The sequence below is a fragment of the Pseudoalteromonas sp. 1_2015MBL_MicDiv genome, from assembly GCF_002407505.1.
In the GTDB taxonomy this organism is placed as follows: domain Bacteria; phylum Pseudomonadota; class Gammaproteobacteria; order Enterobacterales; family Alteromonadaceae; genus Pseudoalteromonas; species Pseudoalteromonas fuliginea.
The window spans coordinates 1,042,953-1,069,586 of the sequence record NZ_CP012737.1 but is presented as its reverse complement, the minus strand read 5'-3'; the positions used below and the strand labels follow the sequence as shown (position 1 = coordinate 1,069,586).

Below are 26,634 nucleotides of genomic sequence, written 5' to 3'. Positions count from 1 at the left end.
AGAATTATGGAACTAATCTATTTTGCTACCGCGTTTGTTTGTGGTTTTGCTGTTTACCAATTAAAACTACCTCCTCTTATTGGCTTTTTATTAGCAGGCTTTGCTTTAAATTTATCGGGTTATAAAAGTACAGAACTGCTTGATACAATTGCAGCCCTTGGTGTTACCCTTTTATTATTCAGCATTGGCTTAAAACTCAAAGTTAATAGCTTAATGAAACCGCAAGTCTGGGCACCAGCCACGCTTCACATTATTTTTAGTAGTGCTTTATTCAGTGGCTTTATGTTATTGCTTGGGGTCTTCGCCCTCCCTCTTTTTGTCGACTTGAGTTGGCAAAGCGCCTTATTAGTTGGATTTGCCCTAAGTTTTTCTAGTACTGTATTTGCGGTGAAAGTACTCGAAGAACGCGGAGAAATGGCAAGCTTACACGGCAAAATTGCCATTGGTATATTGGTAATGCAAGATATATTCGCCGTAATATTTTTAGCAATTAGTACAGGCAAAGTCCCTAATGTTTGGGCGTTAGCGCTTATTGTTGCTCTACCTTTATTGCGCCCTCTTATGTACTGGGTGCTTAATCGCTCTAAACATGGTGAGCTACTCCCATTATTTGGCTTTTTCTTTGCGCTTATTGCAGGTTATAACGCATTTGAATATGCAGGCCTTAAAGGTGATTTAGGAGCACTTATAATAGGAATGATGTTTGCACCGCATAAAAAAGCTGGCGAATTATCAAAATCGTTACTTAATTTAAAAGATATATTACTGGTTGGTTTTTTCTTAAGCATTGGCTTAAATGCCGAGCTAACGATTAATTCTTTAATTATTGCCATCATACTTATTTTTGTATTACCGATTAAAATAGCCCTTTATTATTTATTTACAAATGCATTTAAACTACGTGCTCGTACGTCGCTACTTACAGCCTTTAGTTTATCCAATTACAGTGAGTTTGGCCTTATTGTATGTGCGGTAGCGGCTACAACGGGGATGATTACCTCTGAATGGTTAGCGGTAATGGCTATCGCTGTCTCTATCACCTTTGTGATTGCATCTCCTCTAAACAAGCGTTCCAACGAGTTATATGTAAAAGTAGAACATTGGCTATTAAAGTTCGAAAGTAAAACACGCTTAGCAGAAGAACTACCTGTAAATCTGAACGATACTAAAATAGTTATTTTTGGAATGGGTCGAATTGGTACTGGTGCATACGAAACAATTAACGCTACGCACCCAAATTTAGTTGCTGGTATTGACATAAAACCTGAGGTGGTTGATAAACATATTAATAGAGGCAGAAAAGTGCTGATTGCAGATGCAACCGATCCCGACTTTTGGCAACGCGTAAACCACTCTCATGTAGAAATGGTTATGCTTACTATGCCAAAGCATATGCAGAATATTTTTGCCTTAGAGCAGCTCCAAGCCTCAGGTTATAAAGGTCAGGTAACTGCCATTGCAAACTACCCAGATCAACAAAAAGAGCTTGAAGATATGGGCGTACACTCGACCTATAACTTTTACCTAGAGGCTGGTAGTGGTTTTGCTGAACATGTAAAACAAAAATTGTTTACGTAAAGTGAGATATAGTCCTTAATAATTACTAAAGATAATTTGGCCTTTTTTCCTACACGGATGTAGGTAATGGGCGTTATCAGAACGTAGAAGCGTGTTAATAATTTTTATTTAGAACAACTAGGTAAAAAAATTTGCCTAGTTCAGCGCAATTTTCTTACCGTTAAATAGACTCCATATAGAAGCAGATTGGTATAAATCCCCCCAAGTTAGAACAAATTTTAATCCGGAAAGATCAACAAGCACTAGCTAAAAAATAATGAACTATACATTTATTTTAATACTTTTTGATGACTGAAAATCAATTCTATTTACATTCCTTTACAAGCGGGCCAACTAACATGTAAAAAAACAGGTAAACTGTTCGTGTTGGTTAAATAAGCTTCATGTTCTAAGACTTAATTAATTAGACTCCAGCTAATTAAAGTTCAACTAAGTTTAATTTTCTAACATAAATTCTTAATTAAGAGGGCCTACTCCCTCACTCAATAGGCTGTTTCTTGCCCGTCACAGCCTATTTTATTTCCTTAAAACACCTTACACTTAACTATGTCTTATACATTGAAGTAAGTGAATGGATCCAGAACAATTAAAACTTGCCATTAATACCAAGATGCCGTTTGGAAAATATGCAGGACGCCCATTATTAATGCTGCCAGAGCCTTATCTTGTGTGGTTTAAGCAACAAGGCTTTCCTGATTCAAAACTAGGTAGTCAATTAGCAATGATGTACGAAGTAAAGTTGAATGGGCTTGAGCAAATGTTGATGCCGTTATTAGAAAAAAAATAAAATAATTGGAAACTATTTTTAAAATACACGGTCTACTACTTTGCTACTTGTTGATTTTGGTTTTAACCACAAAAAAAGCGCCTTAAGGCGCTTTTTTTATATCCTCCGTGAAACTACTTTTTAGCGGCAAGCTAATGACAAATTTAGCCCCACCAAGGACTGATTTTTCAACCCAGTAATCACCTTGATGCCAAGATACAATTTTACTCACAATAGCGAGTCCTAAACCAAACCCACCTGTTTTTTTGTCTCTACTCTTATCGAGGCGCGTAAAAGGTTTAAACACATTTTCTCGCTCCATTTCAGCGATACCTATTCCATCGTCTTCAACAATAAATAGTATGCTGCGAGGTTCTGTAAGCAGTGTTACTTTTACTTGGCTTGTTGCGTATTTAATAGCATTACCAACCAAGTTCTGAAATACGCGAGCAATGAAATGACTATCGCATTTATAGCTTAACTTATCAGGCAAGTTATTTATAAGTCTAGTTCGCGTATCAAAATTTAGCTTTTCAATACTTGTTTTAACCAATCCGACTAGATCACAACTTACAGACTGTAAACTTGGTTGCTGAGAGTCTAACCTTGCGTATTCAAGCATTTCTGAAACAAGTGATTCAAGTTCATTTATATCAGCGCTCATATTAGCTAAATATTTTTCGCTTTTATCATCTAAAAGTTGATCTTGGAGCATAGCAATTGCAAATTTAAGACGTGCCAACGGCGTTCGAAATTCATGAGAAACAGACGATGTAAGCTCCTGCTGAGCTGTTAATAAAAAAGTTATACGTTGTTGCATTACTTTTAGTGTATCGGTAACGGGTAAAAAAAACGATTTAGAGGTATTTGTTAATTGAAAATCTTGCAAGCCTTCGACGGCCTCACATGCGTGTCGCAATTTAGAAAAATCACGCCAAAGTAAAAAGCTCCAAAGACCTACAGGCACACCAACAATAATAAGTAATAATAAATATGGCCAAACAGAAGTGGGGGTAGACGTTGATACTCCTACAGGACCAACCTGTAGCAGTTCATTTTCGCTAAGCTCTACATACCATACAATACGTTGTTGTTTATCGTATAAATAGAGGTAGTGATTGTCTGTTAATTTCGCTTGTTGTGCTAAAGGTAATATTAAATCACGTCGAGCAATTATGTGGCTTTCAAAATTATGTTCTAGCTTTTTTAGACCGTTAGGAGTTTGTGAGAGCAACCAAAGCGATTGCCCAAACTCATCGTCTAATAATACTTGCTGCTGTGAGTCTTCATAAGGCCATAACTGTTCAACTACACCGCTTACTACGAATAAAGAAACCACGATGTAAATATATAAACTCGTAAACAGTTTTCCCATTAAAGCCGACTAACCCATAACATTAATTATAATTCCCATGCATCAGAAACAAATAAATAACCTTGTCCCCACACTGTTTTGATACGATAAGGCTTATCGCTATTGTCACCTAGTTTTTTACGAATGCGTGATACCCTAACGTCAACAGTTCGATCAAGGCCGTCGTACTGACGTCCTATCATATGTTGATGGACATGTTCACGACTAAGCACTTCACCCGCATTAGAGGCCAGTAACCAAAGTAGTTCAAATTCATGAGAAGTAAGCGTTATTTCATTATTATTTAATTTTACGATACGGCTTGTTTTATCTATGCTTAGATCACCAAACTGTAACTCTTCACTTGCTTTCACGATAGGTTGACCACGGCGTAACAGCGCATTTATTCTGGCGAGTAATACACGCGGTTCGGCAGGTTTTATAACGTAGTCATCAGCACCAAGCTCTAAACCAAGTACCTGATCAAAATCTTCACCTTTGGCTGTTAGCATAAGAATAGGCAGAGTATATTTATCGCGAACTTGACGGCAAACGCTAAAACCATCTTTTCCTGGTAGCATTACATCTAAAATAATTAGATCGACTGGATTAGCTTCTAAGTAGTCAAAGACTGCATCGCCACGATCTAACACTGCGACTTCTAAGCCGTTATGTTCAAGATAATCTTTTGTTAATTGCTGTAAGCCGAGATCATCTTCAACAAGTAAAATTTTTGGCATTAGTTGCTCCTAATTTAAAAAAAGCTCCACGGAGAGCGAAGTCTGCGCCTATTTTTCTTTGCGTGCGCGCTCTGTACTTCAACCTGTATTTTTGCTAATAGTACACCCGTGTGAGGATTGATTAGGGAGTATATGGTCTCTACCTGAACCCGCGCTTTATAATTGAATTGCCCCGAACGTTGCTGTTTCCAACAATAAATTTTTTCATCTTGTTGATATAAACAAACATCACTCAATGCTTCTTGCTGCCAATTAAATTGTAAATCAAGATCACAAAATGCTTGTTGCTCAGAAATCACACATACTTTGGGAGAGACGCTAAAATTAGCGGTTTGTGCTCTGCAAGAACCACTAAATAGCGATGCTATAAACACAATAAACATTAAATACTTCATATTAAAAAGTATGATCTAATCCTATAAAGGCAGTCATTGAATAAGCATGTTCAAAGAGCGGACTACCATCCATAGCCGAATAATTGTAATATGCTAAATGAAAACGAAGTGAGTTAACCTTACTCAGCGGCCAACGGGCGTCGATTTTAGCATAAGGCTGCCAACTACTGCCAACATCAATTTTACCTAATTGAGTTTCGTCGGCTTTTAGTCCATAGAAGTAGTCATTTAGTTCAGCCGATTTATAATTTATTCCCAGCGTCGGTTTTATTTTTAACTTTCCAACTTCAGCATGATATTGCCACTGCAATGCACCACGCAATCCGTTATAAACACTGGTAACATCATGAAGTGCTTGAATAGAAAATACGTTAGCATCATCTACATAGTGATATGCAATGCCCGCATCGAGGGCAATATGGCGTTTTTCTATGTCATTTATATTGATATTTTTGGGAGATGAAGTACTTTGTTGCTGCACTAACTGACTGTTTAACGCACTCGTTTGCAGAGTAAAAATATTAGTAGGATGCCAATCAATAAAAAAACGAGACTCTGCATTTAATTCACTAACAAGGTTTAAATTATGTTTTTGACTTTGTATAAAAGAATAACCAAGCCTTCCATTATCGAAAAACCAGTGCTGGCCATAAAAAGCCACCTGCGGAATCAACACAAGGGGAATATTGTCCCCACCTCGTAATGGGTTTGTAACAACTCCAGCACCAACGCTTAGACTAAAATGCCACTGCTCTATAGCTATATGTTGCTCTTCAAACTCTTGTGTTACATTTTTAGCTTGCTGTCCATTGGCAGCAAAGCATGCAACTAAAGTGATCAGCAAAAAAGCTGTTAATATTGAAAAGTTAAACCGCATCAGTATAAGTCAAAGTGTGTGAAAATTATTAAGTGCCCCATAGTAGCAAGGTCGTTTTAAACTAGCTCTAGCTAGTTACAATCATTCACAATTTTTATACATATTAATTAACTTGTGTGCATTATTTGAACAACTAAACATCTGGCGCTATCTCTATTCGATTACGACCATGAGTTTTTGCTATGTAAAGCGCTCTATTAGCGCGTTCAACTAACACAGTGCCATTAGTAAATGGTCGTAGAATAGCCAAACCAAAACTCGCAGAAATAGCACGTTTAGTATTGGTATCACCTTTTTTACGAACAGCCAATTTTGCAATATCCAAACGAATACAATCTGCAAATGCCATCATATCGTTGATAGTGTCAAAATAAGCTGTAATACAAAATTCTTCACCGCCATAACGATAAACTTTTGCAGTCTCTTTAATTTTTTCTTTCACTTTTTTTGCTACTAACTTTAATACTTCGTCACCTTTTTGATGGCCAAAGTCATCATTAAAACGCTTAAAATGATCAATATCAAACATAATGAGAACCGCAAGTGATGTGTGTTGATTTTGCTCAGAATACTTTTTACAAAAATCCGTAATATCTAAATCAAACTTACCTCGGTTATAAAAACCAGTAAGAGGGTCTGTATCAGCAACTTTTTTTGAAACATTGAGTGCTTCTTTTAAGTCTTTTATTTCATTATAAGCAAATGCAAGTTTAGTTTGAAACTCACGTGCATGATTTTGCATTGCAATCGATTCATCGGTTAAACGTTCAACGCACCCAAGCACTTGATTATACGAGCTAATATCTGTAATCAAATTTAACTCATTCTGGGAGTCAACCAAGGTTGTAGTAAAACTTTTTGAATGCTCAAGCGCAATGCCTAAATCTTTTTGCACTTGATCGATTGTGCTATGAAATTTTTCGGATACGTCTTGAAATAACGCTAAATCGTCTTTATTTAAATGCTTATCAAATATTGCCTTCGCTCTATCTTGAGTGCATGTTTGTTGCTGAGCAATGACATGATCAAGCTCTGCATTTAAAGAGGGTTTATTACCTTGTATATAACAATACCAAATAGCGTAATTGATTGGCGTAACCGGCATGCGGTACTTTACCATCATAGGAATCGCCTTTTTTAGGCATTGAGCAGAATGAGCAAGTGATACGGCACGATCCATAGTAAAATAAACTCTCAAGCGTCATTATTTTTATTGTTAGGTTTTTGATGTTAATTAATAGTAAACCTATAAGCAACTAATATTCATACTATTTTATGAACTAAATGAATATTTGATCTTTTAAATAGCACTTGCGTCTAAAGTTTGTGCAATACTCCATAAAGCGCTAATAGCAGGATCATTTAACTCTTTACGAAGGACAGCTAGACCAATCTCAAAACCTTCTGGAGTAGCCCTCTTTGTATCCAATACTTGTACCTTATCCTGCAGTGGACTGTTATCTAGCACTATTTTAGGGACCATTGCGACACCTAAACCCAGACTCACCATTGACACCATAGCTTCATGTCCAGCGACTTGCGCATAAATCTTTCCATGGACATTATTTTTACGCCACCACTGCTCAAGTCGTTGCCTTGAAAAACCTTGCTCCGGAACAATAAATTCAAGTTCAGACCAATCAATATTATCACCGTTGTTTATTAACTTTTCAGTGATCTGACAATGAATTCTAGGTGCAATTAAAACAAGTGGTGAATAACCTATTTTTACAAATGCTATTTGTGTAGGAAGCTTATTTGGCTTGGCTGCAATTGCCATCGACTCGTGACCATCGAGTACCCTATTAATAGCTAAAGCTGGATCACCGGTATTTAAAGTTATTTCGATATGCTGATGCTGTGCACGTAATTGCTCTAATATTTGATGTAAAAAACTATAAGAAGCTGTCACTGAGCAATAAATACTAACATTGCCATAAATATGCTGTTGTGGATCTTTCACATTCGCTTTAAAACGTTGCCAACTGGCTAACGTTGCCGTAGCGTAATCAATAAATGACTCTCCTTCACGTGTTAATTTAACACTGCGGTTATCGCGTACAAATAATGCAACACCAACCTCTTCTTCCAAGTGTTTTATATTGCGGCTCAAAGTAGGCGCACTTATATGGCAAAGTTCGCTTGCGCGGCCAAAATGAAGTGTTTTAGCCAGTGCTAAAAAGTAGTTTAAATGTTTATGATCCATGCCAAACTCAGTATTTCATATTATGAAACACTTTAATTCAAATATATCATTTTACGCAAGTGACTATTTTACATATGGTGTTTGTAAGCGCAGTAAACATTGCGCATCTAACAAATATTACTTTATAGGACACTAACAATGGCGAATTATTTCAATACCTTACCTTTACGCGAGCAATTAGCGCAATTAGCGCAATGTGAATTTATGGACGCAGCCGAATTTGCCGATGGCGTTGATGCACTTAAAGGTAAAAAACTCGTTATTGTAGGCTGTGGCGCACAAGGTTTAAACCAAGGCTTAAACTTACGTGACTCTGGTTTAGATGTTTCATACACATTACGTGCATCAGCCATTTCTGAGCGCCGTCAATCTTTCCTTAATGCATCTGAAAATGGCTTTACTGTAGGCACTTACGAAGAATTAATTCCTACAGCCGACGTAGTACTTAACTTAACGCCAGATAAACAACATACCGCTGTAGTAAGTGCGATTATGCCGCTTATGAAAAAAGACTCTACACTTGCTTACTCTCATGGCTTTAATATTGTTGAAGAAGGCATGCAAGTGCGTGAAGACATTACCGTAATCATGGTTGCGCCTAAGTGTCCTGGTTCTGAAGTTCGTGAAGAATACAAACGTGGTTTTGGTGTGCCAACTCTAATTGCTGTTCACCCAGAAAATGACCCTCAAGGTCATGGTTTAGCACAAGCTAAAGCGTATGCAGCAGGGACTGGCGGACACCGTGCTGGTGTACTTAAATCATCATTTATTGCTGAAGTTAAGTCAGACCTAATGGGCGAGCAAACCATTTTATGTGGCATGCTACAAACTGGCTCTATTTTATGTTTTGATAAAATGGTAGAAAAAGGCGTTGATGCGGGTTATGCATCAAAGCTAATTCAATACGGCTGGGAAGTAATTACCGAAGCACTTAAGTACGGCGGCGTTACAAACATGCTTGACCGCCTTTCAAATCCTGCAAAAGTAAAAGCGTTTGAACTAAGCGAAGAGCTAAAACTAATTATGCGCCCGCTTTATAATAAGCATCAAGATGACATCATCGACGGCACTTTTTCACGCACCATGATGGAAGACTGGAATAACGATGACGTAAACTTACTTAAATGGCGCGCTGAAACAGCAGAAACTAACTTTGAAAAGACTCCTGCTGGCGATGTAGAAATCTCAGAACAAGAATTTTTTGATAACGGTATTTTAATGGTAGCAATGGTTAAAGCAGGTGTTGAACTTGCATTTGAAACCATGACTGCCGCCGGTATTATTGAAGAGTCGGCTTACTACGAGTCATTACACGAAACGCCATTAATCGCCAATACTATTGCGCGTAAAAAGCTTTTTGAAATGAACCGTACTATCTCTGATACTGCAGAATACGGCTGTTATTTATATAACCATGCATGTTTACCATTACTTGCTGATTTTATGAAAAACGTTGATACAGACATTATTGGTAAAGGCCTTGGCGAGCACAGTAACCAAGTTGATAACCAAACATTAATTCAAATCAATGCTGCATTGCGTGAACACCCTGTTGAAAAAGTAGGTGCTAAACTACGTGGCTACATGTCTGCAATGAAGAAAATTGTTTAATTCTAGACAATAAAAGTTTCGCTTGTTAGAAACCAAGCCCATATGCTTTTCGCACGTGGGCTTTTTTATGCATATTCACAACACTGCTTACTTTCATTTGTTCAGCTTGAGCTAATAATTAGCCCATAATAAATAATGTGCTAACATGGCTTTCTAATTAAGTTGTAAAATAAATTATTATGATGTTACAAAACCTTTCTATTACTCAAAAAATAACAGCCCTTGGCAGTAGTATTGCTATCTTTGTTGCCGCACTAATAGGCCTAACCTCGTTATACAGTTCAGAAGATATTATTGAACAACGTATGATTGAGTCTGAACTTCCAAGTAAGCTGCAAACTATCAGTAACCATATTGGTGGTGAAATAAACGCACTCATTGGTGCTGCTGAACAATTATCGTAAAATGAATTCATTTTACAATGGTCGCAAACTAATACTAAAAATGATGCTGTCTTACTTAAAGAATTAAACCGTTTAGTCACGCAGTACAATTTAGCAACCGCGTCTTGGGCAAATAGAGACACAGCTCAATATTGGAACCAAAATGGCTTTTTGCGCGTATTAAAAAATGATACTGCTGATGGCTGGTTTTTTGCATTTAAACAATCGAAAAAACCATACTCAATAAGTATTTACCAAGAGTCTGCAAATGATGTAAAAATGTTTATAAATCATCAACAGCCTAATGGAACAGGCTTAGCTGGCCTTGCTAAAAGTATTACTGAGATGCAAAAGCTATTGCAGCAATTTAAAATTGAACAAACTGGTTTTGTATTTATTGCAGATAAAAGTGGTTTAATTCAGCTGCATAAAGATTCAAGTAAAGTAGCAAAAGTTAATATTGATGAATTATTTACAGCTGACATACATAACCAGCTATTAAGCAGTTATGGCTTTGTATTAAAAGAAATAAACTTAAATGGTGAGCCAACCCTCGTGGCGGCAACACCAATCAAAAACACCGATTTATATGTTGTAGCCCAAGTGCCAAAAAGTGAAGTATTCGCAAGCGTAAATACCCTGCAATGGCAAATTTTTACTTTTACATTAATCATTGCATTAGTTGCTAGCCTAATTAGTTACTTACTTGCTCGATCGCTCTCATCACCTTTATCTAAAATGGCAGAACTATTTTCACGCTTGGGTTCTGGTGATGCTAATCTTGCTTATAGATTACCTGAATCAAGCCAACCAGAGCTTAATAACTTAAGTGCTGGTTTTAATCAGTTTATCGAAAAAATAGAAATTGCTATTCAGCAAGTCGCGAATGAAAGCCATGACATAAGAAAAAGTTCAGATCATGTTTTTGAACAAGCTAAACGCAATTCACTCGCAATCGATAGTCAAAAAGAACAAACGATCTCGGTTGCTGCTGCAATAAACCAAATGGGTGCAACGGTACAGGAAATAGCACAAAGTGCGGCAAACACAGCAAAACTCACTGATAGCAGCCGTGAAAAAACTATACAAAGCCATCAGCAAGTTGTTCAAAGTCAGACAACTATTTCTGCTCTTGCGAGTGATATAGATGGCATTACAGAGCAAGTTACCCTGTTGTCTAAAAAAACAATTGATATTGCTAACATTATTGATGCAATCAGAAGCATTTCTGAACAAACTAATTTATTAGCATTGAACGCAGCTATTGAATCGGCTCGTGCTGGAGAGCATGGTCGCGGGTTTGCTGTTGTTGCCGACGAAGTGCGCGCACTAGCAAACCGTACTTCTCAGTCAACAAATGAAATTCAGTCAATGATAGAAGAGCTAACACAGATTTCTGATGATGTAGTTAACGATATTAGCCAATCAAAAGATAAAGCGCAGCAAAGCGTAGGGGCAATGCAAAACTCAGTAGAGTTACTTAATACGATAACCGAAACTGCAAACCAAATAAACGATATGGCCACACTTATAGCCACAGCAACAGAGCAGCAAAGCAATGTAGTTGCCGATGTAGGACGTAATATTGAGCAAATAAGTGAAATTAGTGATAAAGCAATGAGCGAGCAAATTAATACAGAGCAAGCCATTCGTGATTTAGCAAATAGCGCTCAAACTCTTGATGAGCTTGTCGATACATTTGAAAAGCATCGTTAAGTGGTTTGGCACTGCTATTACGAACAAGCTAGCATTAACTGCAGTTAATGCTAGCTTGTTCGTAGAGGTGAAGTTTTAATTACGATGAATAAAATTAATTAAAGTTTATATTTACAGCGATTTAGTCTTGTTAATATCCACTTTTTTAAAATTGAGAACATATGCCTCTTTTCTAACTTTTGTCAGTTTTTTAATCTGATGCTCCAACTTACTCGCATCACTTTTACTGCCCACTTTTTGTTGGTGGATAAGCAGTAAAGGGCCTTTCCCTCTGAGGTTTTTGGCCCCTTTACCCACTTGATGTGTAGCAAAGCGTTTTTCTACATTTGTTGTAATACCCGTGTACCAATGCCCAAAGCGAGTCTGCACGATGTACAAATACCAAATAGAATCCCTTTTTACATTACAAGATTCAATATGATGTAAACTTTTTTCATTATTAATGGTCAAAATATTACCTTAACGCCCTTAACAAAAAACAATTGCTAAAAGGGTTTTACCTTCAGTGACTAATCGGTATCATGCAGATTATAAAAAATAAGGATCACAACTAACAATGCAGTCGTTAAAAACTTTTTCCCTTTGGCTTATCGTTGCACTAACACTCAGTACAACAGCGGGTTGTTCTAGCTGGGTATACAGAATCAACATCCCTCAAGGTAATTTTTTAGAGCAATCTGATGTTGAAAAGCTTCGTGTTAGTATGACTCGAGAGCAAGTTATTTACGTTTTAGGCCGTCCAATTGCCGAGGATGCTTTTGATAACAATACATGGCGTTACGTTTATAGCTTCAATAAAGGCCGTAAAAACGAGCAACACAAATCTTTAGTTATTAAATTTGAAAACGAAAAACTAGTCTCTATTTCGGGCGATTATGATCAGCCAGAAAATTTCAACACACCGCTAGAGCAATAAAAGCGAGTTGTGCGTTAATAAAAAAGGTGACCCGTGCTCACCTTTTTTATTTCTACGTTAACGTTCTAATGGACGCCCACCCGTTACTTTGTTTGCTCGCCCTTCTTCCTTTGCTTTTTCAGCGCGTTTTCTACGGGCATCTTTAGGATCTGCAATTAATGGGCGATAAATTTCAACTCTATCACCATTTTTAAGTTCTTGATTTAATTTTACCGTTCGATTCCAAACGCCTAGAGTTAATGAAGTAGCCTCTATTTCTGGACATTTTTCTATAATGCCAGATTGGATAACAGCTTGCTCTGCTGTCGTCCCCTCTGGTACTTCAAGTGATAAACACGTCGCCATGGTTGGTAATGCAAATACCACCTCAACATTAATCATACTCGCGCTCCATAAACCTGCTTGGCACGTTGAGTAAATGCACTCACCATGTTTTTGGCAACATCGTTAAATATTTTACCAAAAGCAAGTTCGATTAATTTGCTTGAAAACTCAAACTCTAGCTCTAAATAAACTTTACATGCTTTAGCATCAAGTGCTTGAAAGTGCCAACGACCCTGCAGCATTTTAAATGGCCCATCCACTAGGCGCAGTAACACGGTTTGTTCATCAACAAAGGTGTTTTCGGTGGTAAACCACTTTTTTATACCCGCCTTAGATATTTCTAAACTCGCGGTCATGTTATTATCATGCTGTGAAACAATTTTTGAGTCTGAGCAATTTGGTAAAAACTGTGAATAAGCTTCTACATCATTAACTAGATCAAACATCTCTTTAGTGCTGTACATAACAAGCGCACTTTTTTCTATTTGTGGCATACTCACTCCCAACTGTGTGGGCGAATTTTAGCAAGCTTTGTGCGTTTCCCCAAATTTTCATACAGCTTAAATAAAAGCTTAATTTTTAAAAGCATTATTAAAAAATCGATGTAAAACATCTCACATTACGTATATTATAGGGCACTATGGCTAAGAAAAATTCATCAAAATCGACAAGTAATACCATCGCGCTAAACAAAAAAGCGCGACATGAGTATTTTTTACACGATAAGTTTGAAGCGGGTGTCGAACTCCAAGGCTGGGAAGTTAAAAGTATCCGAGCTGGAAAAGTAAACATCACCGAAACTTATATTCACCTTAAAAATGGCGAAGCATTTTTACTTGGCGCGCAAATCCAGCCACTTAATAGTGCATCAACCCACGTAATTTGCGATCCGTTACGTTATCGTAAATTACTATTAAGCAGACGCGAACTTGACCGTCTACTCGGAGCAACAGAGCGAGATGGTTATTCATTAATTGCTACTGCTATGTACTGGAAGAAATGTTGGGTAAAACTTGAATTTCATCTAGCAAAAGGTAAAAAGCTACATGACAAACGAGACGACGGGAAAAACAAAGATTGGTCTCGCGAAAAAGAACGCTTAATGAAGCACAAAGTATAATAAAAATGCCTAACCTTGTTAGGCATTTTATTTGATATGGATAACCTCCCCGTAGTAAACAGATCTCAAGCAGCTATTTAAAATGTTAACTCTGTTGAGCTTAATAGCAATAAAGTTGCGAGCGTCACGTAAATTCGCTTTGATAAATCTAGGCAAAAATTTTTATATTTAGTTGTTCTAAATAAAGAATTTTAACAACGTCATAGAGTTATTTAATTCGTTAAATTGTTCAAATATTTATGCCGGTTAGTATTGTCACGGCGCAAAGTTTATAACCTCGTAGACTCAAAAAATCGAGCAACATAAGCTCTACCTTAGCTAAAAACCAAACGTTTGGTGAAAATTCAACCTAAAAAGATAAGCAGCCCTAATTTCCCAAGAAATAAATTATTACAAATTAGTTTTATCTTCATTACTTACTTTTTCAGCCTAATTTAACAAGACAAGAAATATCAAATACAGCTCCTATTCACGCCCAGTTTGGCCTCAAGCAAAAATATATAAAAATTAATATATAAAAACTCTTTAAAATTCATAATCAAACCCTAAAAAACACGATTGATAACCTTTAATTTACATGCTATTAATTAATTCGCTTGTTAAGCAAATAATTTTACAATAAATAAACAAGGGTTTAAGGATGAAACAATCAACAGTATTTACACATAGCATTATTGTGAGTGCAACACTCGCATTATCGGCAGGTTTTACAACAACAACTTACGCAGCAGAAGAAGCTAAAAAAGTAGAGCGAATTCAAGTTACTGGTTCTCGTATTAAGCGAACTGATATTGAAGGGCCTTCTCCGGTGCAATCAATCGGTAGAGCTGAAATCGAAAACATGGGTTACGATAACTTACAACAGCTTCTAGAAAGAATGCCTGTGGCAGGTAGCGGTACTTTTTCAACCCGTGGAAATAATCAAGATTCAACCGCTAACGGCTCAGCTGCAGTAAGCTTACGAGGCTTAGGTGCTGATGCAACACTGGTACTAATCAATGGTCGTCGTGTATCAATTAGTGCTTTTGCGGAAGGTATCACCAACTCATTTGTAGATATTAACAGTATTCCCGTTTCTGCTATTGAGCGCATCGATATACTAAAAGATGGCGCTTCAGCTATTTATGGCTCAGATGCAGTAGCCGGTGTAGTTAACGTTATTTTAAAGAAAGATATTGACGGCGTTGAGATTAATTTAGGCTATGGCGGTACAGATGGTCCAAATTATGAAGAGACAACAGCCAGCCTTGTTTGGGGTACTACGAGCGAAAAAAGTAGTGCATCCGTTATTATCGATTACTTTAAAAATACATCCCTTTCTTCTGATGAAATGGGCCGCCTAGGCACTGCAAACCAATCGCCTTATGGTGGTGAGGATTTCCGTTCATCTCGTGGTTTTCCTGGCTACTTTTATGTAGATGGTGTTAAAACTATCGATCCTGATTGTCCTGCTGAAAATGCAACTTCAAGTGGTAGCTGTTTATTTGATTACGGCCCATATGGCTATATTTCCCCAGCCTCTGAACGTATAGGCGCTATTTCACAATTTGAATACCGCTTTGATAACGGTATTACAGGCTTTTTAGAAATGGCTGTTCAGCATAATAGTTCTGTCGCTGCAGGAGCACCAACACCACTTGATGAAGATGCTGGCCTGACAGTGCCTGCTAGTCACCCTAACAATCCATTTGGTGAAGACATTCAAATTGGTCGTTACCGTACAGTTGATGCGGGTGCTCGCCAATGGGATATTGAGTCAGATACCTTACGCTTTGTTGCAGGGCTTAGAGGTGAGTTTAATGACTGGAGCTGGGAAACCGCTGTACAAAAAGGCCGAAGTAAATCTCTGCAAACAGGTGATAGAACACAAGGTTGGGTGCGTACTGATTTCTTACAACAAGAAATTGATGCAGGAAACTACAATCCATTTGGTGGCACATACAACGACCCTGCTGTAATTGATCGTATTACAACAAGCCTAGTACGTCGTGGTGAGTCTCACATGACTTCCTTTGATGCAAACATTACAGGCGAAGCATTTAGTTTTGGCGATGATGTAGTAATGATGGCTGCAGGTATTGAGTACCGTGAAGAAGACGTTAATGACACTCCTGATGATCAATTTCAACGTGGTTTAATATTTGGTACTGAATCAGTATCCGCTTCAGCAGATCGTGATCAATACGCTGCATACGTTGAATTCTCAATCCCGCTTGCTGAAAACCTTGAATTGCAATTAGCTGGTCGTTACGATGATTACAGCGACTTTGGTACTACAACGAATCCAAAAGTAGCTCTGCGCTGGGCACCGACTGATGAAGTAACCGTTCGAGGTTCATGGGCGCAAGGCTTTAGAGCGCCTTCATTAGCGCAAATAGGCTTAGGTCCGTCACAAAAGAGCCAATTTTTTGTTGATACGCAGCGCTGTGAACAAACTGGGTTAGATTGCCAAGCGCTGGATTACAATATTGAGTTCTCTGGTAACCCTGATTTACAAGCAGAAGAGTCAGAATCATGGAACGTGGGCGTTATATGGGCACCAACAGCCGAGTTTGGCTTAAGTGTTGATGTATGGAGTATTACCCAAGATAACAAAATAGATGAAGAAGAGTTTGGCCCTATTTACGCTGCAGAATGTGGCAGTCAAAGTAGTACCGTGTGTGTTCGTTTGGCCCCAACGGGTGGTGCAAGCTTGGGCACAATACAAAAAATACACAGCACCTTTAAAAACTTATCATCGCAGGAAGTGTCTGGTGTTGATCTTTCAGCAAACTATAATCACTCTCTTGATGACTTAGGTTTACTTAAATTTAATCTAGAGTGGGCATATCAAGATAAATTTGAAAAAGATGGCCGTGATTACACGGGTGAATATGGTTACCCAGAGCACCGCTTTATTTTCTCAACTAACTGGGAAATTGGCGACTTTAACACTAACGTAAATATCAGTTATGTGGGTGAATTTGAAGATACACCTGATATCGACTTTGATGGTAATTTAGATTTTGATAGTAATACATCGCGTATGATAGATTCACAAACGCTTGTGGATTTACAAACATCGTACCGTATTACTGAATCAGCTAAAATATCTTTAGGTGTTAATAACTTATTTGATGAAGAGCCACCATTTGCTATTGGTGATGGCGATGGCGATTTATATGGTTATGCGTCAGGTGTGCACAACCCTCGTGGCCGTTACCTGTATACTAAAGTAAGCTTCTCCTTCTAAGTAAAGACACAAAAAAAACCGCCAATTGGCGGTTTTTTATTTAAAACTAAGGGCTAAATTATAGCTCGCCTTCGTTTTCAGATAAGAACTTTGCAACGCCTTCAGGGCTTGCGTCCATACCTTTTTTACCTTCAGTCCAACCAGCAGGACATACTTCACCGTGTTCAGTATGGAACGCTAGTGCGTCAACCATACGAAGCATTTCATCGATGTTACGACCTAGTGGTAAATCGTTCACTACTTGGTGACGTACATTGCCTTCTTCGTCGATTAAGAATGACCCACGAAACGCAACACCCGCTTCAGGATGCTCAACGTCATATGCTTTACAAATTTCGTGTTTAACATCTGCAACTAGTGCGTATTGAACTTTACCAATACCGCCATCTGCTACAACAGTGTTACGCCATGCGTTATGTGAGAATTGTGAATCGATAGAAACACCAATAACTTCTACGCCACGCTTTTGGAACTCTTCAAAACGCTTATCAAATGCAATAAGTTCTGAAGGACACACAAACGTGAAATCTAGTGGGTAAAAGAAGATAACTGCTTTTTTACCTTTGATTGTTTCATGAAGGTTATAGCTATCTACAATTTCACCGTTACCAAGAACAGCTGCAGCGGTAAAGTCTGGTGCCTGGCGGCCTACTAATACACCCATTTTATTCTCCAAATATTTTGAGTTTGTTTTCAATTGCTTTCGCAATGCTGGTACTTATATGGGCGCTAAAAATTAAAAACCAATAGCGCATACATATAATTAATTGGCATTCTAAATTTTTTAGTTTAAAAATAACAATCGTATTTAGCGATGTGAGCAATCGAAAATAACGAACACTTACAACTTGCACTAATCTGCTTGAATAATAGATCTATTTTGAGGTGTAAATTGCGTTGTAATTAGATAGTATTTTTAGCGTTACTGAAGAAGGGTTAATACATTAAATTGTTTAAAAAAAACATATAATGTGGTATGAATTTTTACAGATAAAAAAACCTGCAAATGCAGGTTTTTCGTTTAGATTTAATCCATTATATCCGAAGGCATATCACCTCGAATATTCTGCCAAATTTCACCCGTTTGATGACCATACTTACGCATCATAGAAATAGCGCCATCATGCTCTTTATTTTCAGCCAGTATAGTTAAATCTTTATAAAACTGACGGGCAAGCTCTCGTGTTCCTGCATCTGAAAAGTAATGACAACCAATCTTTGAATAAAACCCTCTAAAACCGTTAAGAATTAATACATAAATACGGTTATTACCAGCAACTGCTAATTCGTGATGAACTTTATAATCGTAATCAGCAAATGCCTGTGCAGTATCTTCTAGTTCATGGCTTTGTGATAAAATTTCAATAACGCGCTCTGGATTCAACTTAATAGCGGCACGCGTATAAATAGCACTAATATTCGTTCTTGCCGATAAAAGCTGATCTGTCAGCTCAGGCATTTTATCTTCATCAAGGCGTGCTAACGTTTCAAGAATATTTAAACCAGACGTTTCCCAAAAATTATTAACTCGTGTCGGTTTACCGTGCTGGATAGTCAACCAACCATCGCGAGCTAAACGCTGTAGTACTTCTCGTAAAGTTGTTCTTGTGACACCAATTAACTCTGAGAGCTCTCGCTCGGCAGGTAGAATTGAACCTGGAGGGAAATCGCCATTCCAAATAGACTCAACTATATATTCTTCAGCAAATCCTGCTGGGCTTTTCGCTTTAAAAATTCTCATTCAATTCCCACTCGAAGTAATCTACAACTTATCGTCTTACACGAATAACTGACTGATTGTACCAGAGGAAGCACAACTAACAAGTAAAGTAAGGTATATTAGTTCAACCAAATGAGTAGAAATTTAATATTTATAAATAATTAAATTTTGATTTTTCTATTTTAGCTACAGTGTATATAAATATAGGCCACATTCACATTAGGTACATTGTTATCACTTGCATATTTTTGTTTACACAAAGCTTTAGCTGAATTAACTTAACAGGCACTAGCTATACATATAAGTACAATAAAAAGGAACACCTATGCAGCAGAGTGTTTTAACTGCAATATTTAAGAATTTTTTAGGTAATGCGCCACAATGGTATAAATATACGATCATTACGTTTCTAATTATTAACCCTATCCTTTTTCAACTAAATCAATACGTGGCAGGCTGGGCGTTAGTATTAGAATTTATATTCACCTTGGCAATGGCACTTAAATGCTATCCACTGCAGCCTGGTGGCTTACTTGTCATTGAAGCCTTATTTATAGGAATGACGACTGCAGGACAAGTTGAACATGAAATAGCACAAAACTTAGATGTAATTTTGCTGTTGATTTTTATGGTCGCCGGCATTTACTTCATGAAAGATTTATTACTCTACATTTTTACGAAACTAGTCGTGTCAGTCAGAAGTAAATCTATTTTATCTTTAGCGTTTACTCTTGCAGCTGCTTTCTTATCTGCATTTTTAGATGCATTAACAGTTATGGCAGTAGTCATTGCCGTTGCAATGGGATTTTACAGTATTTATCACAAAGTTGCGTCAGGAAAAGACTCCAACAGCGAACATGATATAAATGATGATAATCAAGTAAAAGAAGTTAATCGCCAAGAACTCGAAGAGTTTCGTGCTTTTTTACGTAACCTATTAATGCATGCATCTATTGGCACTGCACTCGGTGGTGTTTGTACTATGGTTGGAGAGCCTCAAAATTTAATTATTGCTGAGCGAGCGAGTTGGCAGTTTGGTGAGTTTTTCTTAAGAATGCTCCCTATCACCTTGCCTGTATTTTTTGCTGGTTTATTAACTACTTTTGTTCTGGAAAAAACAAAAGCCTTTGGGTATGGCGCTAAATTACCTAAAAAAATTCACACTATTTTAAAAAATCACGCTGAAGGGCTTGATAGTAAACGAACTAAACGCGATAAAGTTAACTTAACTATCCAAGCGTTCATTGCGGTATGGCTTATTGTCGGTTTAGCAATGCATTTAGCCGCTGTTGGGTTAATAGGTTTATCAGTGATTATATTGGCAACTGCCTCTGCCGGTATTATTGAAGAACATCAACTAGGAAAAGCATTTGAGGAAGCTCTGCCATTTACAGCGCTTTTATGTGTGTTTTTTGCCGTTGTTGCCGTTATTATAGACCAACACCTATTCACACCTGTTATTGCTTGGGTACTTACATTTGAAGGGCAATTACAATTAGTCATGTTCTTTATCGCCAATGGGTTACTCTCCATGGTAAGCGATAATGTATTTGTTGGTACTGTGTATATAAACGAAGTTGCAGCGGCACTGAAATCTGGGGAAATTACCCGTGATCAATTCGACCTTTTAGCTGTTGCTATTAATACAGGTACCAATTTACCAAGTGTTGCGACTCCAAACGGTCAAGCTGCATTTTTATTTTTGCTTACATCAACACTTGCCCCAGTACTGCGTTTGTCCTATGGGAGAATGGTTTACATGGCATTACCATATACAATCGTGTTAACTACTATAGGGCTTACCTTTACTTACATAGGTTTAAGCGATATGACCGAACTAATGTATCAATGGGGCTGGATAGATCATCATGTAGCGACCATAGGGGCTGCATCAAGTAGTCACTAATCTCATCTTAAAAAAAGCTACTTCGGTAGCTTTTTTTTCCTTTTTGTTGCTGCGTACTTTATCCTACGCCATAATATATCGTCTTATTTAAGCGTGGAATTTTTATGAACTGGCTTGCACAATTACCGACTCAACGTACTCCGTGGATTTTATTCACCGTTATTGTTTTTTTACTTGAAGTAACCGCCCTTTTCTTTCAATACAAAATGGGGTTAGCACCTTGCATAATGTGTATTTATCAACGTACCGCAGTACTAGGGTTACTTAGCGCTGGTATTATTGGCTCAATTAAACCGCAAAACAAAGTAGTCAGAATAGCGGCTTACTTAACTTGGGGCGTATCAAGTGTTTGGGGATACCTGATTGCTCAAGAACATATAGATATGCAAACCACCACAGACCCTTTTGCTTTTAGCTGTGAATTTGAACCTAATTTCCCATCATTTTTACCATTGCATGAGTGGATCCCTAGCTTTTTTCAGGCAACTGGTGATTGTGGAAATATAGACTGGCAATTTTTGGGTTTGAGTATGCCCGCTTGGATGGAAATCATATTTGGACTATTTGCTAGTGTATTTTTTATAGTGATTAGTAGTCGTTTACTTTTTAAAAGATCGGTTTAATTAGTATGTTTACTTTTTTTTCGAGTCAAATTATAGAATTAAAACATTTAAAAGTACGCGAAAGGCAAGCCGTTATAGCCCTATCGCTAGGTCTGATCTCACCTACTGAACGCGTGTTATTACGTATAATAAAGCTTATATTATTAAGCCCACTGTTTTTAATATTTACCCTATTTGAAGGCTGGGTAGTTATTCCATTTTTAATGCTTGGTGTACTTTGTTATCCATTATTAACTACGCCTATCGAAATTAATTTTGCCAAAAAAAATCTTAGTAAAGCATTAAAAGAATATGATCAGGGCGCTTAGAAGCGCCCTAACCCACTTATAATGTTATTTTATCTTTTAGCTTAGTTATTAACTTTTTTCCTACACCTTTCACTTTCGCTAAATCGTTTACTTCAGTAAACTCTCCATTTGCTTCCCTATAATCAACTATTGCTTGTGCTTTTTTCTTCCCTATTCCTGGTAGCTTAGCGAGCATACTCGCATTAGCATCATTAATACTTACAACATCATATTTAGGCATTTCTTTGACCACATCAACTACCTGTGAAAACGCTGCAGTAGTCGGGAGCAAACATAATATACTTATGAATAAGAGTTTTTGTAAAAGACGCATTTATTTTCCTTATTGTACTTTCGAATTATTAAATTTTGCTCAGGAAATAGTAAAATAAAAATAGCTCATTATATAAAATCACCTAAACACATGATCACTATTATCCGAAATCCTAAAATGCAGCTGGTACAACAAGTGATTTATTAAATAAAGTAAAGTTACAGTTTTTTGTCAAATCTTAAATAAACTAAAAATTAATATCAGATACTTGCAAATTACACCACAAACCATTACTGTACATAAAAACAGTAATCTAATGGTTTTCATAAACCACATTGCCACGCAAGCTTGCAGGAGAAATCATGGCTGTTGTTGTTAAATATGTTGTAGAACGAAACGGAGTCGAGCGCATGACGTTTACTACTAAAAAAGAAGCTGATGCTTATGACAAAATGCTCGATATTGCTGAGTCGCTTGAGCTAATGTTAGAAAAGGTAGATGTGCCATTAAGCGAGCAACAAATAGAGTCACTTGCTTTAGAAATAGCAAAGAGTAAAGAAGACTTTATGACTATATTAAAAGGTGGCAAAGACCCAGTTGTCACCAAAGCCCCAACAAAAACTAAAAAGTCAGATAACGTTGCATCAACTGAAGACAACAACGATAAAAAAGCAAGTTAACTAGCCGTTTGCTCCCTATTGGATGAGTTAAGCTAAATAAAAAAGGGAGCAACTAAGTTGCTCCCTTTTTTATTGCTTACCACTTATTTTAAAATAGGTGGTAATTGCTATTTAAAGCTCTTTCTCTACTTCATCAAATAAAGCAGTGATGTTTTGCTCTGGCTCTTTTGTTACTAAGCTGATAACAACAATTGCGATGCAAGATAAAATAAAGCCAGGTACAATTTCGTACATAAAGCTACTTAAGCTTTCGCCATTAATAGTGAATGGGCCATAAATCCAAATTAGCACAGTAAATGCACCCACTAACATACCCGATAATGCACCGGCAAAGTTCATGCGTTTCCAATAAAGGCTAAATAAAACCAATGGTCCAAACGCGGCGCCAAAGCCTGCCCAAGCATTACTTACTAAATCTAAAATAGAGCTATCTCTGTCGTAAGCTAAGTAAATGGCAAACATAGCAACTATAGCAACACTGATACGGCCAACAGCCACTAGCTCTTTATCACTCGCCTCTTTACGCAAAAATGTTTTGTAAAAATCTTCTGTTAGTGAACTTGAACTCACTAATAACTGAGATGAGATTGTGCTCATAATTGCAGCTAATATAGCGGCAAGTAAAAAGCCTGCTATTAGTGGATGAAATAAAAGCTCTGAAAGCACTAAGAAAATAGTTTCTGGGTCTTTGACCGTAATATTATTTTCGTATGTGTAAGCGGCGCCAAAAATACCAGTAGCAACTGCACCAACAGCAGCAACAATCATCCAAGTCATACCTATACGACGCGCTGTGGGCATCTCCTTCACACTACGAACAGACATAAAGCGCACAATAATATGAGGCTGTCCAAAGTATCCCAACCCCCAAGCCATTGCTGAAATAATCCCTAAAGTAGACCCTGCACCTATCCAATTAAGCATTTCGGGGTTTACACTATGTAAAGTGGACTCTAAAGGCTGTTCTAAAAGTGAGTAGGTTACACAAGGCACTAAAATTAGTGCGATGAACATAATACAACCTTGAACAAAGTCAGTTAAGCTGACGGCTAAAAAACCACCAAACAAAGTATATAAAACAACAACACCTGTAGTGATATACAAACCCATCTCATAACTTAGCCCAAATGAGCTTTCAAATAATTTACCGCCGGCAACAACACCAGAAGAGGTATAAAGCGTAAAGAAAACAATAATAACTACTGCAGATACAACGCGTAGTAAGTTAGATTTGTCGTTAAAACGATTTGAAAAATAATCTGGAATAGTAATCGAGTCATTTGCTTTTTCTGTATAAACTCTGAGTCTTGGAGCTACTAAAAAATAGTTTAACCAAGCACCTGCGATCAAACCAATCGCTATCCATGTACTGCTAAATCCACTTACAAACATTGCACCAGGCAAGCCCATTAAAATCCAACCACTCATGTCAGATGCGCCAGCAGATAATGCAGCGACACTGGGGGAAAGGTTTCGCCCACCTAACATGTAACCAGAGACATCGCTTGTAGATTGTTTATATGCATATAGTCCGATACCTAGCATTACAACAAAATATAACGCCAGTGAAATAATCATTCCTGTTTCCAAATTAGCCTCCGCACATTTAATAATACCAAGCTTTTAATCCGAATATTGACTCTTAAAATTTTATAATAAAGACAGCATTGAGGTAAAAGCATTCCAGCCGACTATATCATGCCTAATATGGAAATCTCCAACTTGTTACCTTTTCCTAGTTTAAAAATATTCATGCTGCACACTTTTAGAACAACACTATGTAAACTCACAAAATAAAACAGATAAACCCTCTTATTTTTAATGATAATTTATTAATCATGCAAATATACGTAATGCTATTTTGAATGTTTTCCAATATATTATTACAATACCTGCTGACTTTACTCATACGGAATTGTTTATGTACTTTTATGCCGCACGCCAACCGATTTTAAATCGTGAAAAAGAACTCATTGGTTATGAGCTTTTATTTCGCGATGGCGTCGATAATGTGTTTCCCGATATAGATGGTGACGAAGCGACAACACGTTTAATAGAAGGCAGTCAATTCAACTTTGGTTTAGAAGATTTAACTGATAATAAGCCCGCTTATATAAACTTTACGTTGGATACGTTATCAAAAGGTTATCCAACACTACTGGGTAAAGATACAATTGTGGTTGAAATACTCGAAACAGTTCAACCCGGGAAGCGCTTATTAGCAATTGTTAAAGACCTAAAAGATAAAGGGTATACTATTGCACTTGACGATTACATTCATCAGCCTGTGTGGCGTCACTTTTATCCATTTATAGACATCATTAAAATTGATTTCTTAACATGTGATACAAGTACAATAAAAAACGTTATTGACGATATAAAACAACATTCTCATATTAAATTACTTGCCGAAAAAGTTGAAACGTATGAAATGTATAGCTTGGCATTAGAACTCGGTTTTGATTATTTTCAGGGATTCTTCTTTTCAAAACCCGAGATGGTGCAAAGTAAAGCATTGCCACCATCAGAGATGGCATTAGCTGAATTACTGTATGAAACCTCAAGTATTGAAATAGATCTTAAAAAAATCACTAATGTATTTGAGCGTGATGTAAATCTATCTTATAAGCTTCTTAGGTATTCAAACTCTGCTGCCTTTGCAAGGCGTGCTGAAATCAGTACAATTAAGCAGGCACTTATTGTGCTTGGCGCTAGCGAAATTAAAAAGCTCTTATCATTACTTTTTGCTGCGCAAGTATCTGCAGATAAGCCCGTTGAATTAATCAAATTATCCTTAACCCGAGCACGTTTTGGTGAATTACTCGCTATTTCTCATGGCCAATTTAAAGATACTGGCATGGCTTTTTTAACCGGTATGATGTCTCTAATGGATGCTATTTTAGATGAGAGTATGGAAAGCGTAATGCAGAAATTACCTTTATCTAACGAAATAAAAGCAGCATTACTCGATAACGAAGGTTTATTGGCACAATACCTAAACCTAGTTAAGTATTATGAGCAAGCAAACTGGTCAGCTGCCAACGACATAACTACAGAACTAAACCTTGGTGAAAAAGTACCTGATGCCTACCATGAAGCGCTAGCTTGGGTCGATGAGCAAATGCATTTAATGATTCACGAATAATAACAACGCCAGCATTTAGCTGGCGTTTTTGTTTGCTGGTGTTGGGTTATAAGCTTTCTAAAAAGTCTTCATCAAAATCAGCGGGCTCTTCTTTGATTGGCGGGTTACCATCGTATAGTTCATAAATTTGACGCTGGAAATAAATATCTTTCACAAACAAGTATGGATCAAGTGAATCATTTAATAGCCCCTCTTGAGGGATTAATGAGGCGCGCGCTTCCACTGCCTTTAAAACAAACACTAGAATAGTTTGTGGAGTCGTTAATGCTACCTCAGGTAGTACAAAGTTATCGACGACATCACCCGTTAAGTTACGCACTGTTTTTGGCCCCATAGCAGGCAGCATTAAATAAGCGCCATCGCCCACCCCCCACACACCCAAGGTCTGTCCAAAGTCTTCATCTACAACTTCAAGGCCTAATGAGCTGGCAACATCAAACAAACCAAATATGCCAACAGTAGAATTAACTAAAAAACGCGCAAGGCTAACACTTGCATTACCCGGCTTACCTTGCAGGCCGGCATTTATCATATCTACAGGAGCCGTTATATTGTCGGTAAAATGGACAACGCTCTGGCGTACAGGTACAGGTGTAACTGTCATGTAACCAACTGCTGCGGGGCGCAACAAGTATGCATCGAGTACATCCATATTAAAGTCATATAATGGACGATTAATACTTTGCAGAGGATCTCTCTCATCTACTTTACTTTGTGGTACTTGAGCACAACCGGCCAGTACCAATAAACATAAAAAAGTAAAACTATGCTTTAACATCTA

The 26,634-nt window shown here is 37.4% G+C and carries 25 protein-coding genes and 1 pseudogene; 12 read left to right on the top strand and 14 right to left on the bottom strand.

The window, feature by feature from the left end:
- The first annotated feature begins 6 nt into the window (after nt 1-6).
- Nucleotides 7-1,578, top strand: coding sequence for a cation:proton antiporter family protein (locus AOR04_RS04795; RefSeq protein ID WP_033028584.1), 1,572 nt, complete (start codon nt 7-9; stop codon nt 1,576-1,578).
- A gap of 571 nt (nt 1,579-2,149) precedes the next feature.
- Nucleotides 2,150-2,365, top strand: coding sequence for a DUF3820 family protein (locus AOR04_RS04790; RefSeq protein WP_008136951.1), 216 nt, complete (start codon nt 2,150-2,152; stop codon nt 2,363-2,365).
- Between the two features lie 82 nt (nt 2,366-2,447).
- Here the strand turns inward: AOR04_RS04790 and AOR04_RS04785 are convergent, their stop codons facing one another.
- The 6 genes from AOR04_RS04785 to ilvY all read right to left on the bottom strand — a co-directional run bounded on the left by AOR04_RS04785 (nt 2,448) and on the right by ilvY (nt 7,916).
- Nucleotides 2,448-3,719 carry an ATP-binding protein gene (locus AOR04_RS04785; RefSeq protein WP_096792666.1) on the bottom strand — a complete coding sequence of 424 codons (1,272 nt, stop codon included), beginning with the start codon at nt 3,717-3,719 and terminating at the stop codon, nt 2,448-2,450.
- Nucleotides 3,720-3,745: 26 nt separating this feature from the next.
- Nucleotides 3,746-4,438, bottom strand: coding sequence for a response regulator (locus AOR04_RS04780; protein WP_007378650.1), 693 nt, complete (start codon nt 4,436-4,438; stop codon nt 3,746-3,748).
- A gap of 14 nt (nt 4,439-4,452) precedes the next feature.
- A complete protein-coding gene (locus AOR04_RS04775; RefSeq protein ID WP_007378649.1) occupies nt 4,453-4,821 on the bottom strand; it encodes a DUF3019 domain-containing protein in 369 nt (122 codons plus the stop codon).
- A 13-nt stretch (nt 4,822-4,834) separates the two neighbouring features.
- Nucleotides 4,835-5,710 (bottom strand): MipA/OmpV family protein, encoded by an 876-nt coding sequence (locus AOR04_RS04770; protein ID WP_033040142.1) that lies wholly within the window; start codon nt 5,708-5,710, stop codon nt 4,835-4,837.
- 133 nt (nt 5,711-5,843) lie between these two features.
- Complete coding sequence (locus AOR04_RS04765; RefSeq protein ID WP_232525509.1) at nt 5,844-6,890, bottom strand: GGDEF domain-containing protein; 1,047 nt, start codon at nt 6,888-6,890, stop codon at nt 5,844-5,846.
- A gap of 120 nt (nt 6,891-7,010) precedes the next feature.
- Complete coding sequence (ilvY, locus tag AOR04_RS04760) at nt 7,011-7,916, bottom strand: HTH-type transcriptional activator IlvY (protein ID WP_096792665.1); 906 nt, start codon at nt 7,914-7,916, stop codon at nt 7,011-7,013.
- Nucleotides 7,917-8,054: 138 nt separating this feature from the next.
- On the opposite strand from ilvY, the gene ilvC reads away from it, so the two are divergent.
- Nucleotides 8,055-9,527, top strand: coding sequence for a ketol-acid reductoisomerase (gene ilvC / locus AOR04_RS04755; protein WP_096792664.1), 1,473 nt, complete (start codon nt 8,055-8,057; stop codon nt 9,525-9,527).
- A gap of 179 nt (nt 9,528-9,706) precedes the next feature.
- Nucleotides 9,707-11,626, top strand: a pseudogene (locus tag AOR04_RS04750) (methyl-accepting chemotaxis protein).
- A gap of 111 nt (nt 11,627-11,737) precedes the next feature.
- Here the strand turns inward: AOR04_RS04750 and AOR04_RS04745 are convergent.
- Nucleotides 11,738-12,076, bottom strand: coding sequence for a GIY-YIG nuclease family protein (locus AOR04_RS04745; protein ID WP_193371851.1), 339 nt, complete (start codon nt 12,074-12,076; stop codon nt 11,738-11,740).
- 106 nt (nt 12,077-12,182) lie between these two features.
- Between AOR04_RS04745 and AOR04_RS04740 the strand changes: the two genes are divergently transcribed.
- Nucleotides 12,183-12,542: an outer membrane protein assembly factor BamE gene (locus AOR04_RS04740; protein ID WP_008135869.1), complete on the top strand. Its 360-nt coding sequence runs from the start codon at nt 12,183-12,185 to the stop codon at nt 12,540-12,542.
- A 57-nt stretch (nt 12,543-12,599) separates the two neighbouring features.
- On the opposite strand, the gene AOR04_RS04735 is transcribed toward AOR04_RS04740, so the two are convergent.
- Both AOR04_RS04735 and AOR04_RS04730 read right to left on the bottom strand, forming a co-directional pair.
- Entirely contained in the window at nt 12,600-12,923 is a 324-nt protein-coding gene (locus tag AOR04_RS04735) for an RnfH family protein (RefSeq protein WP_007378641.1), read from the bottom strand.
- Nucleotides 12,920-13,360 carry a type II toxin-antitoxin system RatA family toxin gene (locus AOR04_RS04730; RefSeq protein ID WP_007378640.1) on the bottom strand — a complete coding sequence of 147 codons (441 nt, stop codon included), beginning with the start codon at nt 13,358-13,360 and terminating at the stop codon, nt 12,920-12,922. The genes AOR04_RS04735 and AOR04_RS04730 overlap by 4 nt, the downstream gene beginning before the upstream one ends.
- Nucleotides 13,361-13,506: 146 nt before the next feature.
- Between AOR04_RS04730 and smpB the strand changes: the two genes are divergently transcribed.
- A complete protein-coding gene (smpB, locus tag AOR04_RS04725) occupies nt 13,507-13,986 on the top strand; it encodes an SsrA-binding protein SmpB (protein WP_004335699.1) in 480 nt (159 codons plus the stop codon).
- Between the two features lie 640 nt (nt 13,987-14,626).
- Nucleotides 14,627-17,218 carry a TonB-dependent receptor gene (locus AOR04_RS04720; RefSeq protein ID WP_096792663.1) on the top strand — a complete coding sequence of 864 codons (2,592 nt, stop codon included), beginning with the start codon at nt 14,627-14,629 and terminating at the stop codon, nt 17,216-17,218.
- A 58-nt stretch (nt 17,219-17,276) separates the two neighbouring features.
- On the opposite strand, the gene AOR04_RS04715 is transcribed toward AOR04_RS04720, so the two are convergent.
- Complete coding sequence (locus tag AOR04_RS04715; RefSeq protein WP_096792662.1) at nt 17,277-17,882, bottom strand: peroxiredoxin; 606 nt, start codon at nt 17,880-17,882, stop codon at nt 17,277-17,279.
- Between the two features lie 363 nt (nt 17,883-18,245).
- Nucleotides 18,246-18,959: a fatty acid metabolism transcriptional regulator FadR gene (gene fadR / locus AOR04_RS04705; protein ID WP_007378635.1), complete on the bottom strand. Its 714-nt coding sequence runs from the start codon at nt 18,957-18,959 to the stop codon at nt 18,246-18,248.
- 304 nt (nt 18,960-19,263) lie between these two features.
- On the opposite strand from fadR, the gene nhaB reads away from it, so the two are divergent.
- From nhaB to AOR04_RS04690, 3 genes are all read left to right on the top strand, one after another.
- The gene (gene nhaB / locus AOR04_RS04700; RefSeq protein ID WP_096792660.1) at nt 19,264-20,844 is read left to right on the top strand and encodes a sodium/proton antiporter NhaB; all 1,581 of its coding nucleotides are present in this window, start codon (nt 19,264-19,266) and stop codon (nt 20,842-20,844) included.
- 104 nt (nt 20,845-20,948) lie between these two features.
- Nucleotides 20,949-21,467, top strand: a complete 519-nt coding sequence (gene dsbB / locus AOR04_RS04695) for a disulfide bond formation protein DsbB (protein WP_033031451.1) — start codon at nt 20,949-20,951, stop codon at nt 21,465-21,467.
- A 5-nt stretch (nt 21,468-21,472) separates the two neighbouring features.
- The gene (locus tag AOR04_RS04690; protein WP_008133810.1) at nt 21,473-21,775 is read left to right on the top strand and encodes a DUF6170 family protein; all 303 of its coding nucleotides are present in this window, start codon (nt 21,473-21,475) and stop codon (nt 21,773-21,775) included.
- A gap of 16 nt (nt 21,776-21,791) precedes the next feature.
- Here AOR04_RS04690 and AOR04_RS04685 read toward each other — a convergent pair whose 3' ends face one another.
- On the bottom strand, nt 21,792-22,088 hold the full coding sequence (locus AOR04_RS04685) for a ComEA family DNA-binding protein (protein ID WP_096792659.1): 297 nt from the start codon (nt 22,086-22,088) through the stop codon (nt 21,792-21,794).
- 302 nt (nt 22,089-22,390) lie between these two features.
- Here AOR04_RS04685 and AOR04_RS04680 point away from each other — a divergent pair, with 302 nt between their 5' ends.
- A complete protein-coding gene (locus AOR04_RS04680; RefSeq protein WP_033031453.1) occupies nt 22,391-22,708 on the top strand; it encodes a YebG family protein in 318 nt (105 codons plus the stop codon).
- Between the two features lie 111 nt (nt 22,709-22,819).
- Here the strand turns inward: AOR04_RS04680 and putP are convergent, their stop codons facing one another.
- The gene (gene putP / locus AOR04_RS04675; RefSeq protein ID WP_033031455.1) at nt 22,820-24,298 is read right to left on the bottom strand and encodes a sodium/proline symporter PutP; all 1,479 of its coding nucleotides are present in this window, start codon (nt 24,296-24,298) and stop codon (nt 22,820-22,822) included.
- Between the two features lie 331 nt (nt 24,299-24,629).
- Between putP and AOR04_RS04670 the strand changes: the two genes are divergently transcribed.
- Nucleotides 24,630-25,853 carry an EAL and HDOD domain-containing protein gene (locus AOR04_RS04670; RefSeq protein WP_008133803.1) on the top strand — a complete coding sequence of 408 codons (1,224 nt, stop codon included), beginning with the start codon at nt 24,630-24,632 and terminating at the stop codon, nt 25,851-25,853.
- A gap of 46 nt (nt 25,854-25,899) precedes the next feature.
- Here AOR04_RS04670 and AOR04_RS04665 read toward each other — a convergent pair whose 3' ends face one another.
- On the bottom strand, nt 25,900-26,631 hold the full coding sequence (locus AOR04_RS04665) for an MlaA family lipoprotein (protein WP_007377921.1): 732 nt from the start codon (nt 26,629-26,631) through the stop codon (nt 25,900-25,902).
- Between the last annotated feature and the right edge of the window lie 3 nt (nt 26,632-26,634).

Bases quoted from the DNA above. Each gene is read 5' to 3' on its own strand.
- AOR04_RS04795 (WP_033028584.1), top strand. From the start codon at position 7: ATGGAACTAATCTATTTTGCTACCGCGTTTGTTTGTGGTTTTGCTGTT.
- AOR04_RS04790 (WP_008136951.1), top strand. From the start codon at position 2,150: ATGGATCCAGAACAATTAAAACTTGCCATTAATACCAAGATGCCGTTT.
- AOR04_RS04785 (WP_096792666.1), bottom strand. From the start codon at position 3,719: ATGGGAAAACTGTTTACGAGTTTATATATTTACATCGTGGTTTCTTTA.
- AOR04_RS04780 (WP_007378650.1), bottom strand. From the start codon at position 4,438: ATGCCAAAAATTTTACTTGTTGAAGATGATCTCGGCTTACAGCAATTA.
- AOR04_RS04775 (WP_007378649.1), bottom strand. From the start codon at position 4,821: ATGTTTATTGTGTTTATAGCATCGCTATTTAGTGGTTCTTGCAGAGCA.
- AOR04_RS04770 (WP_033040142.1), bottom strand. From the start codon at position 5,710: ATGCGGTTTAACTTTTCAATATTAACAGCTTTTTTGCTGATCACTTTA.
- AOR04_RS04765 (WP_232525509.1), bottom strand. From the start codon at position 6,890: ATGGATCGTGCCGTATCACTTGCTCATTCTGCTCAATGCCTAAAAAAG.
- ilvY (WP_096792665.1), bottom strand. From the start codon at position 7,916: ATGGATCATAAACATTTAAACTACTTTTTAGCACTGGCTAAAACACTT.
- ilvC (WP_096792664.1), top strand. From the start codon at position 8,055: ATGGCGAATTATTTCAATACCTTACCTTTACGCGAGCAATTAGCGCAA.
- AOR04_RS04740 (WP_008135869.1), top strand. From the start codon at position 12,183: ATGCAGTCGTTAAAAACTTTTTCCCTTTGGCTTATCGTTGCACTAACA.
- AOR04_RS04735 (WP_007378641.1), bottom strand. From the start codon at position 12,923: ATGATTAATGTTGAGGTGGTATTTGCATTACCAACCATGGCGACGTGT.
- AOR04_RS04730 (WP_007378640.1), bottom strand. From the start codon at position 13,360: ATGCCACAAATAGAAAAAAGTGCGCTTGTTATGTACAGCACTAAAGAG.
- smpB (WP_004335699.1), top strand. From the start codon at position 13,507: ATGGCTAAGAAAAATTCATCAAAATCGACAAGTAATACCATCGCGCTA.
- AOR04_RS04720 (WP_096792663.1), top strand. From the start codon at position 14,627: ATGAAACAATCAACAGTATTTACACATAGCATTATTGTGAGTGCAACA.
- AOR04_RS04715 (WP_096792662.1), bottom strand. From the start codon at position 17,882: ATGGGTGTATTAGTAGGCCGCCAGGCACCAGACTTTACCGCTGCAGCT.
- fadR (WP_007378635.1), bottom strand. From the start codon at position 18,959: ATGAGAATTTTTAAAGCGAAAAGCCCAGCAGGATTTGCTGAAGAATAT.
- nhaB (WP_096792660.1), top strand. From the start codon at position 19,264: ATGCAGCAGAGTGTTTTAACTGCAATATTTAAGAATTTTTTAGGTAAT.
- dsbB (WP_033031451.1), top strand. From the start codon at position 20,949: ATGAACTGGCTTGCACAATTACCGACTCAACGTACTCCGTGGATTTTA.
- AOR04_RS04690 (WP_008133810.1), top strand. From the start codon at position 21,473: ATGTTTACTTTTTTTTCGAGTCAAATTATAGAATTAAAACATTTAAAA.
- AOR04_RS04685 (WP_096792659.1), bottom strand. From the start codon at position 22,088: ATGCGTCTTTTACAAAAACTCTTATTCATAAGTATATTATGTTTGCTC.
- AOR04_RS04680 (WP_033031453.1), top strand. From the start codon at position 22,391: ATGGCTGTTGTTGTTAAATATGTTGTAGAACGAAACGGAGTCGAGCGC.
- AOR04_RS04670 (WP_008133803.1), top strand. From the start codon at position 24,630: ATGTACTTTTATGCCGCACGCCAACCGATTTTAAATCGTGAAAAAGAA.
- AOR04_RS04665 (WP_007377921.1), bottom strand. From the start codon at position 26,631: ATGTTAAAGCATAGTTTTACTTTTTTATGTTTATTGGTACTGGCCGGT.